Raw genomic sequence first — 18,150 nt, 5'->3', positions numbered from 1 at the left:
GCGCGCGCCCCGCCGTGGCCGATCGGGTGGGGCAGTCAGGTGGAGAGGCGGGGTGCGTACCGCTTTCCGCACCCTGGTCTGAATTCGTCTTGTGCCCGCCCTGTCTTGTGCCTGCCGCGCCAAGCTGACAGGATGACTCCTGAATGCCTGACCTCTCCGCCTTGCCCCAGCCCCCCACCCGCCCCGGCAACGGCCACCTTCAGGACTGGGCGCTGCAACCCCTGCCCCTGATCGACGACGGCGCGCGGCGGGCGCGGGCGGCAGGGACAGATTTATTTCGTTTAAGGCTGGGTATCCCCTCCGTCGTCGGTTTCAGCCCAGCATGGAATAAGCGGCTTTTAAGCGATCTGGACACCTTCCGCAGTGCGGGTGGGTTCTCGGCGGTGGTGCCGTATCTGGCGGGCGGCGTGATTCTCACCGATGCGCCCATGCACCGCAGGCGGCGGCAGACCATCAATCCGGGATTTAGCAAGAAGCATCTGGAAACCTTGCGTGGACGGACTCGGGCCGCCCTGTTACCCATCCCAGACGGCGAATTTGATGCGCTGGCATGGGCCGACAGCGCGGTGCTGAAGTTGCTGAATGCGGCGTATTTTGGCGGTGAATTCAATGCACAGTTGCTGCACGCTTTCCTGGCCCCGTTGCGCCGCCCGTTCCCGGTTCCGGCCCTGCCCCGCCCGCTGCTGTTCCTGCGCGTGGACGCCGAATTGCGCCGCCTTGCCACACACCGCTTAACTTCGGGTGGAGACGATCTCCTCGCGGTTCTCGCCCCCATTCCCGGCGGGCTGGAGGAAGCGCGGGTCAGCTTGGCCGCCGCGCACGACACCACCACGCACGCGCTGGCCTACGCGCTGTGGCATCTGGCAAATTATCCGCAGTGGCACACGCTTCAGCATCACGCCGCCGTGTTAAAGGAAACCCTGCGCCTGCACCCCCCTGGCTGGATGGGCAGCCGCCGCCTGAGCCGCGAGCTGGACTGGAACGGCGTGAAGTTGCCACGCGGCACGCTGGCGCTGTATGCCCCGTACCTCTCGGCCCGTGATCCGCAGCTCTGGGATGCGCCCGAGCGGTTCCGGCCCGAACGCTGGGAAGCCAAACCGCCTGCCTGGGCCTATCTGCCCTTCGGCGGCGGCGAACGTCTGTGCCTGGGGATGCATCTGGCGCAGATGCTGATTCTGGACGTGCTGGCAGCGCTGCCCCCGCTGCGTGCGGTGCGTGGCGACGACTCCCCGGTGCCGGGGATCACGCTGGGGCCGAAGGGACCGCTGGTGGTGCGGCGGGCGTGATCATTCAGGCACTGTGATCAACGTTACGTAAATATCTGTCTGGCCCTGTCGGCTCATTTCCGGCTGACAATGACCCATGAATAAAGCATTGCTGCTGTCTGCTGTCGCCGCCCTGGCCCTGTCTTCCTGCGCCCCGCGCTACAACCCCAACGCGCAGAAGCCTGATGTGGACCTGTCCTGCTCGGAGGTCCGCAGCGAGATCAGCCGCGCCCAGTCGGCCCGCGCCGAGGCCACCAGCAACCGGGGACTCAGCGCCCAGAACGTTGCGTGGGCTGTGTTCTTCATTCCGGGCATCGTCGCCAACGAATACACCAACGATCAGGTGCAGAAGGCCGCCGATGACCGGATTGCCAAGCTCAACCAGCTTTACGCCGTCAAGCGTTGCAGCTAAATCGCCAGCCGTAGCCATGAACCCGCCCCGCCCCAGTCGGCGGGGTTTTTCGTGCCCGTTCCCAGCCTCCGAAAAAGGCGGCAGAGGCCACCGTAACGCCGCCCCAGCCGTGGTCTACTCCGCCAATGAAACTCCTGCTTTGGCCCGCGCTGCTGGCGCTTCCCCTCTCCAGCATCAGCCTGGGCGCGGGCATTCAGGATCACGCGGGGGCCATCCTCAAGTTTGGACCTCGCGTGACGGGCAGCGCCGCCAACGAGCAGGCCCGCCGCTATCTGGAAACGCAGTTTCAGACGCTGGGCTACCAGACGCGCCGCGAAACCTTCAGTTACCCGCGCTTCGACGATCTGGGTTCGGACGTGCGGGTGGGCCAAGAGCTTCTGAGCGGCAACGCCTTGCAGGACTCCGCTGGGGGCGAAGTCACGGCCCCTGTCGTTCGCGTGCCTGGGGTGGGCACCCCTGCCGACTTTGCCGGCTTGGACGTGCGCGGAAAGGTGGCGGTGGTTTCTCGTGGCCAAATTCCTTTTATCGACAAGACCCGCGCGGCTCTGGCGGCGGGCGCGGTGGGCGTGGTGATCGTCAACAACAGCACCGGGGACTTCCGGGGAACGCTGGGCGAAGGGGTGGACGTGCCTGTGCTGGGCGTGTCTCCCGCAGTGGGCGAGGCCCTGAAAGACGGCCAGCTCGTGACCCTGCGCGTCCGCGTGCGCGAGGGCAACGTGCAGGCCGTCAACCTGATCGCCTTCAAGGCAGGCGTGGACACACCGGACGTGCTGTTCGGCGCACATCTGGACTCGGTGGCGGGTGCGCCGGGGGCCAATGACAACCTCTCGGGCAGTCTGGCGGTGCTGGACGTGGCGCGGCGGGCCGCCAACACGCCGCTGTCGGCCCGCAGCTTTTTTATGCTCTTCGACGGCGAGGAAGACGGCCTGCTGGGTTCGCGCGCTTTCGTGAAGGACAACCCGGAAGTCGTGACGGGCCTGAAGGCCATGCTCAATCTGGACATGGTGGGCGTGAATGTCATGCCCCTGAGCGTCAGCGGCGAGGCTCCGCTGGTGGAAGCGGCGCGGCGTGCGAGGGTGGAGGCCAGCGTGGGCACCCCTGGCAGCAGCGATCAGGTGCCGTTCCGGCAGGCGGGAGTGCTGACATTATTTTTCCACCGGGGCCTGGACGCCAATTACCACCAGCCCGGCGACACGCTGCTGGACCCGGCGCTGGTAGAGCAGACGGCGGAGGCGGCCTTCAAAATCGCAAACGAGGTTCTGAAGGTGGCCCCGCTGAAGTAGCAAAACCCTCTCCGTCCGCATCTCTGAAGTCGGAGGTGTTCCTCTACACTTCCCCCATGCCCAATCCCCGTGATCTTGGCCTGCCCTTTCCTGGCAAGACTGGCCCTCTGAACGCCATCACCGATCTGCCGGGGCTGGAAGTCGGCCACGTCACGCTGATCTCGGGTGAGGGCGAGGCGGCGGTTCGCACGGGCGTGACCGCTGTCTTGCCCTGCGGAAAGGATGGCGCGCACACGGTTCCCGCCGCGTGGTTCTCACTGAACGGCAACGGCGAGATGACCGGCACCGCCTGGATCGACGAGTCTGGCGGGCTGACGGGTCCGGTGATGCTCACCAACACCCATTCGGTGGGCGTGGTGCGCGACGCGGTGGTGGCCTGGGGCCAGGCGCGGGGCTGGGCCGAGGCGTGGAGTCTGCCCGTGGTGGCCGAGACTTACGACGGCTTTCTGAACTACATCAATGGCTTTCACGTCATGCAGCAGCACGCCTTCACGGCGCTGAACACGGCGGCGGGCGGCGCAGTGACGCAGGGCAACGTGGGCGGCGGCACCGGCATGATTGTCTCTGGCTTCAAAGGCGGCATCGGCACGTCCTCGCGGGTGCTGGATGCGCCCATGCCCTGCACGGTGGGCATTCTGGTGCAGGCCAACTTCGGCGTGCGTGAGGACCTGACCATCCTGGGCGTGCCCGTCGGCCAGGAAATCCCCGATCTGCTCCCCGAGCGCAAGGAATCTGGCGGGCGTGATGGCTCGATCATCATCATCGTCGCCACCGACGCGCCGCTGCTGCCGCATCAGCTCCGGCGGCTGGCCCGGCGCGCGGCCCTGGGGCTGGCCCGCACCGGCAGCGTGGCGCACAACGGTTCCGGCGACATCTTCCTGGCCTTTTCCACCGCCACGCCCGAGGTTCATGGGGGTCTGGAACACTGGCGCGCACTGCCCAGCGCCAGCCTCGATCCGCTGTTCAAGGCCACTGTAGAGGCCACCGAGGAAGCCATCATCAATGCCCTGTTCGCCGCCGAAACGATGACTGGGCTACGTGGGCGCACGGTTCACGCGCTGCCGCACACGCGCACGCTAGAAGCCATGCGGAAATACGGGCGGCTGGGGGACAGCAACTGAGGAGAGAGTCTTTTTTATCTTCCCTGAATCATTTCTGGTCAGATCGTGGCGGGTCGCTTCCCAGACGCACGGGCGCGCGGCGGGTGTTTAGCCAGACCCGTAGCCTGCGCCGCAGCGTGGCGGGCAGCGCCCAGTGTTTGGCGAAGGTGGCGAGTTCGCCGGGGCCGGGGCGGGTGGACAGCAGCGCCCGGCCCAGGATCGGCAGGCCGTGGTAATCGCCACGCTGAACGGCGCGCGGCACCAGTTGGGCCAGCAGGAATCCGGCGAAGGCCCGGTCCGAGAGCCGTCCGGCCTCGCGGTGTCCCTGCGCCCAGTTCAGCATGGGGTGCCAGATCGAGTCCCCGCTGCCGGTGGGGCGATCCTCGCCCACATGGTAGATCGCCAGGGCATTGGCATCCTGTGGCGATAGTTGCTCGAAACCCACGCCCTCGATTTCCTCGGCCCTCAGCATCCAGTCCACGTCCTCGCTGTTTCGCAGTTCGGTGCGGAAGGGCAGGCTCAGCGCCAGGGATTGGGGCACCATCAGCAGGGTGCAGACCAGCGTACACAGCTTGCCGGTCACCGAACTGCGCACCAGCATGTAGTCGCCTAGAGTCTCGTTCTCCGTCTTCTGGCGCGGCGGGCAGAGCGTGTCGCCGTAGGGCGTGCGCGTGATGTAGCCGCTCAGCACCACGGGCAGCGGGTGCCGGGAGCGCTGCGCCAGTTCCATCTGCCGGGCCAGTTTCTCGGGCCGCCAGAGGTCGTCGTCGTCCAGAAAGGCCACCCACTCGCCGCGAGCGTGCTGCACGCCGTAATTGCGTGCCGCAGACGGTCCCTGGTTGCTGGGCAGCGTCAGCGGGCGCAGGCGGGCGTCGTCCACTCCGGCCAGCGCCGCCGCCGTCAGGGGGTCCGGGCCGTCCATGACCACCAGCACTTCCAGATGGGGATAGTTCTGGGCCAGCGCGCTCGCCAGTCCCCGTTCCAGCAGCAGATCAGGGCGTTTGAACGTCGGGATGACGACGCTGATCAGCGGCTGGGAAGGAGTCGGCAGTGAACTGTCAGGCATGGGAACCTCTGGAAAGTGGGAAGGGACGATTCGGTGCTGGAAGTCGATAAAACCCATGCGGGGCACTCCACATGAGGGGCATGGACCCTGAATATTCAGTTTTAAGTTGAGCATATCTCTGACAGGGGCGGGGGCAATGGTGCTTCCCGATCTTTCATGTTCGGGTGCGGACGGGGGCCATACGAGGCGCTGTTCCCGGTTGCCCGTTGCCCCGTGAATGTCTGGTCCATCATGGTCCCCGCCACCTGGCGCGCTAGCCTGCCTGCCATGACCGCCCCGCTGCCGCCGGACGCCGCGCCGCCAGCCCGGATTGAATCTGTCGGCATCCAGCGCGGCCCCGTCAAAACGCGCGCCCCGCTGCCGGACGTGCTGCGGGGGCTGGCGCTGCTGGGCATTCTGCTGGTCAATGCGCAGGATTTCGCGGGCTTTCGGGAATGGACCCAGACCGGGCTGGACCGCGCCGTGCAGGTGCTGACCGACGTGTTTGCCAACGGGCGGTTCATCAGCATCTTCGCCATGCTGTTTGGCTGGGGTGCGGCGGGGCTGCTGCAAAAGCAGGGGCTGGGCGTGTTCCTGCGCCGTCATTTGGTGCTGTTGGCAGTGGGATCGCTGCATTTCGTGCTGGTGTGGCACGGCGACATCATCTCGCTGTATGCGGTGCTGGCCTTTGCGCTGCTGGCGACAGCCCGGCTGACAGTGCACGGACTGCTGACGCTGGCGGCGGTGCTGGGCGTGTGGTGGCTGGGCCTGGGCCTGCTGGAAGGGTTTGCCGCGCTGGCACAGAATCTGGGGGCGGGCCGATTCACGGGCCTGCCCGCCCTGTTTGCCGGGCAATCCTACCCGGAAGTGGTCTCCGGGCGGGCTGCCGAGTTCCTGGGCGATCTGATCGGGGGCAGCCTGTACAACGGCGCGTGGCTGCTGGCGCTGTTCTGCCTGGGCGCGGCGGCGGGGCGCGCGGGGGTGCTGCTACGCCCACACGAACATCCCCGGCTGCTGCGAGGGCTGGCCTTCTGGGGCCTGCTGATCGGTCTGCCGCTGGGCGCGCTATTGGCGTGGCTGAACACGCGTGGAGATTATGCCAGCGGGCTGCTCGCCATTCCCGTCCGTATGGGCGGTGGGCTGGCCTCGGCGCTGGGTTACGTGGGCCTCATCGGCCTGCTGACCGTGCATGATCGCCTGGGGCCGCTGCGGGTGTTTGTGGCGGGCGGGCGCGTCGCCATGAGCAATTACATCTCCCAGAGCCTGATCATGACTGCCATGTTCTATCCCTACGCGGGCGCGCAGTTCGGGCGGTGGGGCGCGGCGGCGGCGGTGGGGCTGGCCCTGGTGTTGGGCCTGATCCAACTGCCGATCAGTGCGTGGTGGCTGCGCCGCTTTGGCACTGGCCCGCTGGAATGGCTGGTGCGGCGGGTGGTGTACTGGCGGGTCTGAATGTCAAACCTCGTTTAGGGCTTGATGCCAATCCCGGAAAGTGGTTCTGGGACGGCAACAAGACGAATCCATTTTCTCCTCAACCTGAACAAGCCATGTTTTCTGCTCGGCGTTGAATGATTTCCCGCCCTCAAGGTGCAGCACATCGAAAAAACAGCTTCTGGCCACTGAACCCTATAGCTTCAGCAAAATGGCGGTGTCGCCTCCCAATGTACGCAAAGCGCTCTCCCAGACAGCCTGGAGGCTCGCTCGCTCAAGCCCTAAACGGGGTGTCAAAACGTCTGAAGACTCAGAATTTTCAAGCTTTTAGACCTTTTGACCGTCCTCTTCCCCATGCCACAATCCCCCATATGACCTCTCCCGATCAACCGTTGCGCGTGCTGGCGCTGTGCCTGGGTAATATCTGCCGCAGCCCGCTGGCCGAAGCGTTGCTGCGCCGTGAACTGGAGGCCGCTGGGGTGCGGGCCACGGTGGACAGCGCCGGAACCGGAGACTGGCATGTGGGCCGCCCCGCCGATCCACGTAGCATCGAGGTGGCCCGCGCGCATGGGCTGAACCTGGATGGCCGCGCCCGCCAACTGACCGCGCAGGATTTCAAGGACTTTGATGTGATCGTGGCGATGGACGCCCAGAACCTGAGCCATGCCCGGCACCTGGTCCCGGAAGACGCGCGGGCAGAACTTCACCTGATGCGCGAGTGGGATTCGCAGGCTCCCGGCGCGGACGTGCCTGATCCATATTATGGCGGCCCAGACGGCTTTGAAGACGTCTATGCCATGCTGGAACGCAGCGCGCGGGCCTTCGCGGCAGAGCGGAAACAGGCGCAGTGAAGCCTTCCGGGGCCGTGTGGGAAACCCGTGAGAGGGGCAGGGTAGACTGCAGAGCATGGACAACCGCACGAATCTCGACGATTACCTCGCGGAGCTGGGCATCAGCGAGGCGGACGAGAGCGTCACGCCGCCGCCCATGCCCGATGCCTCCGATTCTGCGCCCGTGCTGGAGGCCGCAGACACGGACGCCAGAGGGACACTGGAACGCTTTCTGCGCGGCCTGATCGCCCGCATCGATCCCGAGCTGAGCGTGACCGTGCGTGAGGTCGACGACGCTATCGAGGCCGAGATCAGCGGTGAGAACGCGGCCCGACTGGCCGGGCGCGACGGGCGCACGCTGGGGGCCATTGAGGTCATCGCTTACACGGTCCTGTCCAAGCAGGAAGGCCGGGGAGACCTGCGCGTGCGCGTGGACATCGGCGGCTTTCGCAAACGGCAGGCCGATACCCTGAGCAAGCTGGCCGAGCGCCTCGCCATCGGCGTCGCCAAGAGTGGCGAACCCCACGAGCTTCAGCCCATGCCCGCTGCCGAACGCCGCGTGATCCACATTGCCCTCAAGGAACACCCCGACGTGATGAGCGAGAGCGTGGGCGAGGGCGCGTCCCGCCGACTGGTGATCAAGCCCCGGCACGGCTAGCGGGAGAGCGGAAACCCTACTTTCTAGCCAGACCAGGCCAGTTTGCACCCTCTATGTTTCGCAGCTCTGCAAATTCGTCTCTGCGGGCGGTCTCCACTCACAAGGGAAGGGGATGGCTGGCTGAGACGGTTTTCTGGCCCCCCGTCCTCTCTTCTGAAGACGGCTGGCAACGAGACTGACTCTTGATCCGTCCCCATCTCTGTGACACTGATTTCGCGGCGACTCGTGAGCTGGGTTCGTGTTCTCCTCACGCCAATGCGGCATAGTGGGGGTGAACGCGGGTGGTCCCAAAGCCCCCGCAGGTGCCTCTGCCCCAGGTGCCCGGACTGCTGCCGCGAGGATGTCTTGCAGTCTGACGCGGCCCTCTAAGCTCCACTTCCTGACACTTTATTCAAGTGAAGACCTCTTCCCAGCCGATTTCCGGCGCGTTCCCTTGTGGACGCATCCATAGGACACCCATGACCCGAACCCGCACACTAGACCGTCCCCGCCCCCAGAACGACGCCCAGCAGCAGCCCCAGCACAGCCAGTCTCAGCCTGCCGCTGTACAAACTGCCGACTGGCGCAAGATGCTGAGCCATGACACGCCCACCCCTGTGCAGGCCGGGGCTATTCCCGCGCTGCTGAGCGGGCGTGACGTGATCACCACTGCGCGCACCGGCAGCGGCAAGACGCTGGCCTTTCTGATTCCCGCCGCCGCGCGGGGCATCGGCATGAACCCCGTGCGTGGGATGCGTCCGGAAGTGCTGGTAGTGACGCCCACGCGTGAGCTGGCCGTGCAGATCCGTGACGTAGCGCGTGAGCTGGGCATGACCGCCGGGCGCATCACCGGGGGCATCACGCCGGGGCAGACCCGCAGTGAGGCGACGGGCAAGGGCCTGATCTCCGGCACGCCGGGCCGCCTGAAAGACCTGATCAGCCGCCGCGAACTGAACCTTGCTGGTCTGCGTTACGTGGTGCTGGACGAGGCCGACGAGTTGCTGTCGCTGGGCTTTCTGAAGGACGTGGGCGAGATCCTGCGTTCGGCGCAGACCCAGAGTCAGGCACAGACCGGGCAGAAAATTCAGATTGCGATGGCCTCGGCCACCTTCCCCGCCGAGATCCGGAGCGTGGCGCAGCAGTTCATGGTCAACCCGGAGCGCATCGACATCGCCCCCGCCGCCCGCGCCGAGAACTCCAACCAGGACGACATTCTGGGCGGCGCAACAGGTGCCACCCACCTGCTGGTCCACACCACCCGCGACGACGTGATGGACGTGGCCGCCGAGCAGGCCCGTGAAGCGCTGCGGGAGCCGGGCGGCTGCGTGGTCATCTTTTCGCGCACCAAGTCCCTGGTCAAACGCCGCGCCGAACGTCTGGAACAGATGATGCCCGGCGAGATCGTCAGCCCGCTCCAGGGAAACATGGACCAGAAGAAGCGCGAACGCACGATGGACCTGCTGCGTGAGGGCAAGTCCCGCGTGCTGGTGGCCACCGACATCGCCGGGCGCGGCATTGATCTGCCCGAGGTGCGTCTGGTCATTCACATGGATGTGGCCCAGACCGCCGAGGACCACGTTCACCGCTCGGGCCGGACCGCCCGTGCGGGACGTCCCGGCGTGAACCTTGTGCTGCTGATTCCTGAGCAGCGTGGCCTGTGGCAGACCGTGCGCCGCAACCTGCCGCCCGCGCTGCACCCGCCGTTGACCAACCAGGAAGCACAGGTGGACCGCAACATCCAGGAGAAGCAGGGGCGCGGCTCCGGCAACGGCCTGATGCCCGGCGAGAGCGGCGGCGGACGTGGCCGCAGCCAGGGTCAGGGCGGCGGACAGGGCCGGGGCGGACAGGGCGGCGGACAGTCTCGTGGTCAGCAGTCCCAGGGCCGTGGACAGACCGGGCATTCGGACCGGGGCCAGAGCAGCGGTGGACGTGCCGCCCAGCCTTCGGGCCAGCGGCGCTCAGAATCTGGCGGGGCTGGTACAGGTGCGGGCCGTGTGGGGCCGCAGCCTGCGCGGGGCCGGGGCGGACGTGGGCGGAGCTAAGCAGCAAAGATAAGCAGGACGGGCGCGAGGGTAGGCCCGTCCTTCTTCTTTGGCTGTGGCCTGTCGGATGGCCTTCTGGGTCGTGGGGAGTGTTGGGCCGCAGCGTTATTCGGGCCGCCCCGCCCCCCAGCCCCCTACCCCAGGGGGGCAGGGGGAGCTAGCGTTGCGCTGGGCACGAGTTCTCGGATTTTGTGGGCGGGAGAAAGCGGCGATATCCGGGTCTGATGCCCGGCTTCGTCACGCTGAATGCGGCCCGTCCGCTGCGCGCCCGACGGCCTTCGGTTGCCGTTTTGGTGGGGTTTTGTGGGGCAGATGCTTTGCTCAATCGAAGTCGATTGGTTCTACGTTCTCGCACCTGTCGGTGCTAGCTCCTGAACCAGTTCCCTCACAGCCCGCAGCATCAACTCGCTTTCGATGGCCTGCACGCGGGCTTTCAAGGTTTCCAGCGTGTCGCCGGGACGCACTGGCACTTCTTGCTGTGCCAGACGCGGCCCCTCGTCGATGCCCGCCGTGACCAGATGCACTGTTGCACCGGACCGGGTGTCACCTGCTTCCAGCACGGCTAGATGCACCCGGTCTCCGTACATGCCGCGCCCGCCGTGCCGGGGCAGCAGGCTGGGATGGATGTTCAACACCCGTCCGGCAAAGGCATTCAGCACGCGCGGCCCCAGCTCGCGCATGTAGCCGCTGAGGATCAAGAGATCGGCGTCTGCCTCCCGCAGAACTTCGAGGATGGCGGCGTCCAGTTCATCCGGGTTCGGGTATTTCGCGCTGCTCAGGTGGGCCGTCTGTAGACCCTCCTCCCGCGCCCATTCCAGCGCGGGGGAACGGCTGTTGTTGCTGATTAAAGCGACGGGCGTGGCGTCCAGTTCCCCGGCCCGGCATGCTGTCGTCAGGTGCCGCGCCGCGCTGCCGCCATGGGAGGCGAGAAAGGCGAGATTCATGGGCAACCTGCTTCCCGCCTTCCGCTCACTTGCCCAGTTCCTGAATCAGGTACGCGCTGGTCAGAATGCCGTTGTGGTAGTCCTGCACGGCAAAGCTCTCGTTGGGGCTGTGGGGGGCGTCCTCGTTCAGGCCCATATCCACGAACAGCACCGGGCTTTTCAGAATCTCGGCAAAGTAGGCCACGATGGGAATGCTGCCCCCGGTGCGCGCGAACACGGCGGGCTTGCCGTACACGCGCTGGAGGGCGCGGTCTGCCGCCTTCACGTACTCACTGGAGGTGTCGAATTTGATCGGCTGGCCGCCGTGGTGATCGATGACCTTGACCGTCACGCCTTCTGGGGCAATCGTCGGCACGTAGTCCTGAATCAGTTTGGTAATTCGCACGGGGTCCTGACCGGGAACCAGACGCATGGACACCTTGGCCCCGGCCTTCGCCGCGATCACGGTCTTGCTGCCCTCGCCCTGATAGCCGCCCCAGATGCCGTTCACGTCCAGCGTTGGGCGGCCCCACAGGCGTTCCAGCACGCTGTAGCCTTCCTCGCCGGGCAGCGCGGACACGCCGATACTGGCGGCGAATTCGCCGTCGTCCTGCGGCAGAGAGGCCCACATCCCGCGCTCCTCGTCGGTCAGGGGTTCAATGTTGTCGTAAAAACCGGGAATGGTCACGCGGCCCTTGTCATCTTTGAGCTTGGCGATGATCTCGCACAGGGCGTTGATGGGATTGGGGGCGGCCCCGCCGTAGCTGCCGCTGTGCAGATCGCGGTTTGCGCCCTGGACGTGAATTTCCACGTAGCTCAGGCCGCGTACGCCGTAGGTGATGGTGGGGACGTCGGGGGCAAAGCGGCTGCCGTCGCTGATCACGATCACGTCGCTTTTCAGCTCGTCCGCGTGCGCTTTCAGGTACGGCACGATGCTGGGGCTGCCGATCTCCTCCTCGCCCTCGATGAAGAACTTGACGTTGATGGGCAACTCGCCCTGCGAGAGCAGCAGTTCCACGCCACGGATGTGGGCGTACATCTGGCCCTTGTCGTCGGTGCTGCCACGCGCGTAGATGCGCCCATTCCGTACGGTGGGTTCAAAGGGCGGCGTGACCCATTCTTCCAGTGGCGCTTCGGGCTGCACGTCGTAGTGGCCGTACAGCAGCACGGTAGGCTCGCCGGGCGCTTTCAGGTGTTCGGCGTATACGGCGGGATGCCCGCCCGTCTCGTCCACCCGCGCCGTGAAGCCCAGCGATTCCAGCTTGGTCCGCAGGAATTCTGCCGTCTTCGTCATGTCCGCCTTGTGGCTGGGATCGGCGCTGACGCTGGGAATCCGCAGCAACTCAAACAGTTCGGCGTTGGCGTCGTCGCGGTTCAGGGCGCTGGAAAGGTCCGTTTGGGTCATGTGGGGATGATAGAGGGTGGGGCGGAGGGAGCTGTGAGGGGAGCGACGGTTTAAAGTCTGATCCAGAATTGAGATGGTCTGCATCCAGAGGCTGCCCGTGGCTCCTATGTGCGTGAAACGGCCCCTCTCCCGCAAAGGGGAAGGAGCCGTTCCATGCGCTGGTTTGGGGCGCTGGGTTGGGTGTCAAACGCCTGCGCGGTTTCTCAGTAGCGGTTGAAGTAGTCCTGAATCTTGTTGAGGTCCTTCGTTTTGGTCAGCGCCAGCATCAGCAGGATTCTGGCCTTCTGCGGATTCAGCGAGTTGGCCGAGACGTAACCGTTCTTGAGATCGTCCGGTGCGGGGGCCACGGTTCCGCTTCCCGTCCGGGTCGAGCGTGCGATGACCACACCCTTAGCGACGGCGCTGGCGATGCTCGGCTTGGAGGCCGTCGAGATGGTGCCGTCCCCGGTCCCCGCCACGACGATCCCCTTGTCCCCTGCCGCCACGGCAGCGTCGTACATCGCGCCGCCATTGCTCTGGTAGCCGTAGACGATTTCCACCGGGGGCAGGCTGGTCAGATTGGTCACGTCGAACTCGGAATCCTTGGTATGAACCTGAACGGGCTGGTTATAGAAGTACGCCTTGCCCCCCACAAAAGCCCCCAGATACCCCTGTTCCGCCGACTTGAAGGTGTCCAGGGCGGTGGTGTTGGTCTTGGTGATAAAGCGCGCCGCGCCGATGCGGTCATTGAGCAGCACCATGACGCCCTTGCCCCTGGCATTCGGATCGGCGGCGAGCTGAACGGCCTCGTACAGGTTGAACGGGCCGTCGGCGCTGAGGGCCGAGGACGGACGCATCGATCCCACGATGACCACTGGTTTGTCGCTCTTGACCACCAGATTCAGGAAATAGGCGGTCTCTTCCATGGTGTCGGTCCCGTGGGTCACGATCACGCCGCTGACGTCCGGCGAGGCCAGCAGCACGTTGATGCGTTTGGCCAGTGTCAGCAAGATCTCCGGGGTCATGTCCTGGCTGCCCGTGTCGGCAACCTGCTCGCCCGTCACGTTGGCCACGTCATTGACCGCTGGCACGGCGTTGATCAGATTATTCACCGTCTGGCTCAGCGAGTAGTTGACCACCTGCGTACTGGACGCCGCCGAGGACGCGATGGTGCCCCCCGTCGCCAGAATCACGACATTGGGCAGGTTGGGCTTTGGCGCGGGCGCGGCAGCCGGGGCCGCTGGCGTCGCGGGCGCGGTCTGCGCCAGTGTGGTCAACGGAGCGGTCAGCAGCAGCAGAGCAGCAGAGCAGAGCAGGGTGTGGCTGGAACGGGTCATGGCACTCCTTGAAGTGGTGGTGATGGGGCGTATGGGTAGGCGAACAGAAATAATGGGACGGATTGCCGTAATCTGCCTAATTTCAAATCCGTAATAACTCTTTTTGTGCATTCTGTAAAAATTTATTTAAACAGAATGCAGAGCTAGGAAAATCATAGCCGATGAATTCGGGAGTCTATGGACTCGAGGCCAGGAAACCTATACAGGCTGCGTAACGGCGTGGATGTTTGGGCAACGCCCTCGCGTTCTGCCCTGCACTGCATTCTCATCAAGGTTGCTTCGGGTATACTCAGCCTAACTTATGGTCTCGGACTCTAAACATCGCCCGGTGTATGTGATCTCGGTGGCGGCGGAACTGGTGGACATGCACCCGCAGACGCTGCGCCTGTATGAGCGCAAGGGCCTGATCCGTCCGGGCCGCAGCACTGGCAAAACCCGCCTGTATTCCGAGCGCGACATCGAACATCTGCGCGAGATCCGGCGGCTGACGCAGGAACTGGGCGTCAATCTGGCGGGCGTTGAGGAAGTCATGCGCCTCCAGCACGAACTCGATGACCTCCAGGGCGAGTTCGAGGCCGAGATCACGCGCATTGAGGACGAGTTGCGGGACCGCGCCCTTGCCCTGCCCAGCAGCGAGGGGGGGCGGACTGATCCCAGGGACCGCCCGGTGTACGTCATCTCTATCGCCGCCGAACTGGTGGACATGCACCCGCAAACCCTGCGCCTGTACGAGCGCAAGCAACTGATCAGCCCGGGCCGAAGCAGCGGCAAAACGCGCCTGTACTCCGAGCGCGACATCGAGCATCTGCGCGAAATCCGGCGACTGACGCAGGAACTGGGCGTCAATCTGGCGGGCGTAGAAGAAATCATGCGTCTGCGGCACGAGCTGGACGGCGCACGCTCGAATCTGGAAGGCAACGTGCGCCGCATCCAGGACGATCTGAGCGAGCGCATGACCAAGCTGCGGACCCTGCCTTCCCCGGAGGACGAAGAAGAAGAAGGCTAGGCGGCTGGGAACCGTCCCTGGCCTGCGAGCGGGTGTGGGCGGCATGGCGGGAAGTAAATGAGGAGCCGGGTCTGGACGTTAGAAACGTTACACTTCTGAATGTGTTCAGCGGTCCTGCCCACCTCAAGACGTCTCCCGACGGTCACGTGCCACGGTGGGCCACGGCGCTGTATCCGGCCCGCGATTTCATGGGGATATCCAGCTCAGGGAACGCTGCCGGGATGCGCTGTTGGCCGCCGTCTGTCCTGTCTGGAGCTGTCTTTCCTGTGCCAATCGGTCTGACCATCCCGCAAGCCTGCTCTGAGGCCACGCCTTGAGGGAACTGTGGGTCATCGGGGACGTTCACGGCGCATATGGCAAGTTGCGGGCCATGCTGCTGCGCGCGGGACTGATCGACTTCGATGGCGGTTGGACGGCTGGGGACGCGCATCTGGTCTTTCTGGGCGATTACGTGGACCGGGGACCGAAGGGCATCGAGGTCATTCGCCTGATCCGCAGCCTGGAAGTGCAGGCCGCCGAATTCGGGGGCGCGGTGACGGCGCTGCTGGGCAACCATGAGGTCATGTTCATGGCGGCGCTGCTGTTCCGCCGCAGCGATCCCAAAGACGCGCTGGGTTTCCACGAGTACTGGCAGAACAACGGCGGTCAGGAACGCGATCTGACGCTGCTGGACCCCGGCGATCTGGCGTGGCTGGAGGCCCGGCCTGCGGTGGCCCGGATCGATTCCTGGCTGCTGATCCATGCCGACAGCCCGATGTACCTGCGCCTGGGCGAGAGCGTCGCAGAGGTCAACGGTCACGTCAACGCCTTGATCCTCAAACGAGACGCCGACGCCTGGGGCGCGTTTCTGAATACCTTTGCAGACCGTTTCGCCTTTGCGCTGGGCGGCGGCGAGAAGGCGGCCCGCCGGATGCTGAAAACGTTTGGCGGGGACCATCTGGCGCATGGGCATACCCCCGTCTACGTGCTGCTCGACGAGTACCTGCACGGCCCGACGCTGGGGGCAGGCGCGCCCATTCCCTACGCGGAAAGGCTGTGTGTGGCGATGGACAGCGGCATGGCCTACCGCGACGACGCTGGATTCATTGCCCGGCTGGACGATGGGGGAATCGCCGAGGTGATCTCGAATCCGGGTGGGAATCCGCCGTACTGAGCCATTGATCACACCCGGTCATCAGCCGCACTGGGGTGGACTTCGCCCGGAACGCAGCCTCTACGTCTGGTGGTCCGCGTGATCGCGGCACAGGAAGGTGCCCAGCAGGTACTGCTCGCCGCCTTCCCCTTCCCGGTTCAGGTACGGCGTGATCAGGGCCATCAGGCCGCGCTGGAGGGTGCGCGCCTCCTGCGGCGTGGCGCGGATCAGGTTCCAGCCGGAGAGGATCAGCGTGGCGTCGTCTGCCAATGGGTCCCAGATCTGCCCGTCCGGCGAGGCGATCTCGTAGTACGTCTCACCCGAGGGCAGCGCTCCCGTGAGCGCCCCCCAGTCCGGGGCAAAGCCGTGGCGCACCGAGGTCGCGAAGCTGCGCTCGAAACGGTGCAATTGCGTCAGGCGGTTGCGCTCGCCGATTTCCTCCAGTCCCAGAACATGAAACGGCACGAAGAATGCTGCGGGGGCGCGGTAATACCGGATCGCCCGGCCTGCCCGCCGCTGCTGCCGGGTTTCTTCCAGGAGGCCCAGCGCCACGAAACGCGCGACGATTTTGTAGGTGGCCGTGATTCCCAGGCCCAGTCGGTGCGCGGCCTCCGAAATGCACGCTTCGTGGCCCATGAACGGCGCGAGGCGGCGCAATTCGTCACGGCTGGTCACCACTTCCGCCTGTCGCCGGTCTGTAATCAGGGTGTATGCCGGGCTGCTTCCCTGCTGGGCTTTCATGGCAAGCAGCCTAGCTCCTAGCCTGGAGGCATGAAACGCCTGCTGCTGTCTGCTGCCCTGAGCCTGGGTTCCGCTCTTGCTGGGGGGAACGAACCCGGCCCAGTCACCCAGGCGCTGCCCCTCGATTTGGGGGGTCAGGCCACCCACGCTGAACTGCTGCGGCCAGATGGGAACGGGGTGGCCCCGCTGGTGCTGCTCGTGCAGGGCACCGGCCCCGAGGACCTGAACGGCAGCTTCCAGAGTTACGGCGGCAAGGTTCAGGGATCGCTGGGCACGCTGGCCCAGACGCTGGCCCGACAGGGCTTCGCAGTAATGCGCTTCGATAAACGTTACGCGGCGGCCACCTTCGATCCCGCCACCGCACAGGCCGCGCAGGAAAGCTACGCCAAACTGACCATGAAGGACCTGCTGGCCGACGCGGGGACGGCTCTGGAGACGGCGAAAAAGCAGCCGGGCATTAACGCGCAACAGGTCTTCATCTACGGCTGGAGCGAGGGCAGCGTGGTGGCGGCGTCGCTGGCGCAGGCGGTGGGCGCTCAGGGCCTGATCGTTCAGGGGCCGGTGGTGAATGCCTTTGCCGACGCCTTCACCCGCCAGTTCGAGCGGGTGGGCCTGAAGTACCTGGAGCCTTACGCCCCCGACGGCAAAATCGATCTGAAGGGTGTGGTGGCCTCACTTTATGGCCCCGGCTCGGCCCTGGCGAGAACGCAGGGGCAATTCCTGCTGGCCCGCGACAGCACCCCGCAGGTGCCCAAGCTTGCTGCCGTGCTGGACACCAACGGCGACGGCAGGATCGATCTGCGCGCCGAGGCATTGCCGATGGTCCGGGCTTTCTATGCCCAGAGCGTCACGCAGTCGCCCCTGTACACGCCTGCCACGACGCTGCCTACGCTGGGCGAACTGGCCCCCAGACTTAAAATGCCAGTGCTGATCTTGCAGGGCGAAAATGACGGCAACATCGACCCAGCCAGCGCCCAGCAGTTGAACAGCGCGCTGGCTGCCGCTGGCAACACCGATCACACCCTCAAGTTGTATCCGGGGCTGGGCCACAGCCTCGGCCCGGCAAAGGACCTCACGCTGGACAACTTTGCCCCGATGGCGCAAGGGCCGATGAACGACATGGCGGCGTGGTTGCGGGCGAGGGTGCGCTGAACATTTCGGGCAACGGGTAATACGGATTTCGTCTGTTTCGTGGAGGAATCGGGACTGCGCCGATTCCTCCACTCCACGCCCGGAACCCGTTTTCCAAGTGTTTCCAACACCTTTCAATCGGAGTCCGTATAAAACTTCCGCTGCACAGGATTCGGGGGTGGTGACGGCGTCAATTGCCGCACGACTCCTGAACCCTGTGCTGGCAAAGGGAGATACGGCGGTAGACGACGGTCACTGCCGCATTCGTCTGTTTTCTGTGCCTCCAGGTCTCCAGACCGCTATTCCCGGAAAGCAGAAGAACAATGAGGGCTTGACAAATGCTCTGTGAGACCGCACACTGACTGCATCTCAATGTAATCGTTTGCAATCAGTTTCTGCCGTTGGAAGCTGCCAATTTGATCTACCTCTTCTCCATAAAGGTGTAATCGTT

General features: G+C 65.2%; 16 protein-coding genes. 11 read left to right on the top strand and 5 right to left on the bottom strand.

Annotated elements, in window-relative coordinates:
- Positions 1-143 precede the first annotated feature (143 nt).
- The 4 genes from DAAJ005_RS15575 to DAAJ005_RS15560 all read left to right on the top strand — a co-directional run bounded on the left by DAAJ005_RS15575 (position 144) and on the right by DAAJ005_RS15560 (position 4,081).
- Positions 144-1,286 carry a cytochrome P450 gene (locus tag DAAJ005_RS15575; protein ID WP_151847905.1) on the top strand — a complete coding sequence of 381 codons (1,143 nt, stop codon included), beginning with the start codon at positions 144-146 and terminating at the stop codon, positions 1,284-1,286.
- Positions 1,287-1,362: 76 nt separating this feature from the next.
- A complete protein-coding gene (locus tag DAAJ005_RS15570; RefSeq protein WP_151847904.1) occupies positions 1,363-1,677 on the top strand; it encodes a hypothetical protein in 315 nt (104 codons plus the stop codon).
- 125 nt (positions 1,678-1,802) lie between these two features.
- Positions 1,803-2,960: a M28 family metallopeptidase gene (locus DAAJ005_RS15565; protein ID WP_151847903.1), complete on the top strand. Its 1,158-nt coding sequence runs from the start codon at positions 1,803-1,805 to the stop codon at positions 2,958-2,960.
- Positions 2,961-3,016: 56 nt separating this feature from the next.
- A complete protein-coding gene (locus DAAJ005_RS15560; RefSeq protein WP_151847902.1) occupies positions 3,017-4,081 on the top strand; it encodes a P1 family peptidase in 1,065 nt (354 codons plus the stop codon).
- Positions 4,082-4,109: 28 nt separating this feature from the next.
- On the opposite strand, the gene DAAJ005_RS15555 is transcribed toward DAAJ005_RS15560, so the two are convergent.
- Positions 4,110-5,126, bottom strand: coding sequence for a glycosyltransferase family 2 protein (locus tag DAAJ005_RS15555; RefSeq protein WP_192930798.1), 1,017 nt, complete (start codon positions 5,124-5,126; stop codon positions 4,110-4,112).
- Between the two features lie 267 nt (positions 5,127-5,393).
- On the opposite strand from DAAJ005_RS15555, the gene DAAJ005_RS15550 reads away from it, so the two are divergent.
- The 4 genes from DAAJ005_RS15550 (at position 5,394) to DAAJ005_RS15535 (ending at position 10,045) form a co-directional block, all read left to right on the top strand.
- The gene (locus DAAJ005_RS15550; protein ID WP_151847900.1) at positions 5,394-6,557 is read left to right on the top strand and encodes a DUF418 domain-containing protein; all 1,164 of its coding nucleotides are present in this window, start codon (positions 5,394-5,396) and stop codon (positions 6,555-6,557) included.
- Positions 6,558-6,907: 350 nt separating this feature from the next.
- Complete coding sequence (locus DAAJ005_RS15545) at positions 6,908-7,387, top strand: low molecular weight protein-tyrosine-phosphatase (RefSeq protein ID WP_151847899.1); 480 nt, start codon at positions 6,908-6,910, stop codon at positions 7,385-7,387.
- Between the two features lie 55 nt (positions 7,388-7,442).
- On the top strand, positions 7,443-8,024 hold the full coding sequence (locus tag DAAJ005_RS15540) for a protein jag (RefSeq protein ID WP_151847898.1): 582 nt from the start codon (positions 7,443-7,445) through the stop codon (positions 8,022-8,024).
- A 458-nt stretch (positions 8,025-8,482) separates the two neighbouring features.
- Positions 8,483-10,045, top strand: coding sequence for a DEAD/DEAH box helicase (locus tag DAAJ005_RS15535; protein ID WP_151847897.1), 1,563 nt, complete (start codon positions 8,483-8,485; stop codon positions 10,043-10,045).
- 341 nt (positions 10,046-10,386) lie between these two features.
- Here DAAJ005_RS15535 and purN read toward each other — a convergent pair whose 3' ends face one another.
- The 3 genes from purN to DAAJ005_RS15520 form a co-directional block, all read right to left on the bottom strand.
- Positions 10,387-10,989 (bottom strand): phosphoribosylglycinamide formyltransferase, encoded by a 603-nt coding sequence (gene purN, locus DAAJ005_RS15530; RefSeq protein WP_192930797.1) that lies wholly within the window; start codon positions 10,987-10,989, stop codon positions 10,387-10,389.
- Between the two features lie 25 nt (positions 10,990-11,014).
- A complete protein-coding gene (locus tag DAAJ005_RS15525) occupies positions 11,015-12,373 on the bottom strand; it encodes a dipeptidase (RefSeq protein WP_151847895.1) in 1,359 nt (452 codons plus the stop codon).
- A 203-nt stretch (positions 12,374-12,576) separates the two neighbouring features.
- Entirely contained in the window at positions 12,577-13,689 is a 1,113-nt protein-coding gene (locus DAAJ005_RS15520; protein WP_151847894.1) for an asparaginase, read from the bottom strand.
- A 301-nt stretch (positions 13,690-13,990) separates the two neighbouring features.
- Between DAAJ005_RS15520 and hspR the strand changes: the two genes are divergently transcribed.
- Together hspR and DAAJ005_RS15510 are read left to right on the top strand one after the other, a co-directional pair.
- Positions 13,991-14,695 carry a heat shock protein transcriptional repressor HspR, fused homodimer type gene (gene hspR / locus DAAJ005_RS15515; protein WP_151847893.1) on the top strand — a complete coding sequence of 235 codons (705 nt, stop codon included), beginning with the start codon at positions 13,991-13,993 and terminating at the stop codon, positions 14,693-14,695.
- A 313-nt stretch (positions 14,696-15,008) separates the two neighbouring features.
- Positions 15,009-15,848 (top strand): metallophosphoesterase, encoded by an 840-nt coding sequence (locus DAAJ005_RS15510; RefSeq protein ID WP_151847892.1) that lies wholly within the window; start codon positions 15,009-15,011, stop codon positions 15,846-15,848.
- 60 nt (positions 15,849-15,908) lie between these two features.
- On the opposite strand, the gene DAAJ005_RS15505 is transcribed toward DAAJ005_RS15510, so the two are convergent.
- Positions 15,909-16,568: a hypothetical protein gene (locus tag DAAJ005_RS15505; RefSeq protein WP_226342471.1), complete on the bottom strand. Its 660-nt coding sequence runs from the start codon at positions 16,566-16,568 to the stop codon at positions 15,909-15,911.
- 30 nt (positions 16,569-16,598) lie between these two features.
- Between DAAJ005_RS15505 and DAAJ005_RS15500 the strand changes: the two genes are divergently transcribed.
- A complete protein-coding gene (locus tag DAAJ005_RS15500; RefSeq protein WP_151847891.1) occupies positions 16,599-17,720 on the top strand; it encodes a S9 family peptidase in 1,122 nt (373 codons plus the stop codon).
- Positions 17,721-18,150: the final 430 nt, after the last annotated feature.

Source organism: Deinococcus sp. AJ005 (assembly GCF_009017495.1).
Taxonomy (GTDB): domain Bacteria; phylum Deinococcota; class Deinococci; order Deinococcales; family Deinococcaceae; genus Deinococcus.
This window is presented reverse-complemented; position numbering and strand designations above follow the sequence as displayed.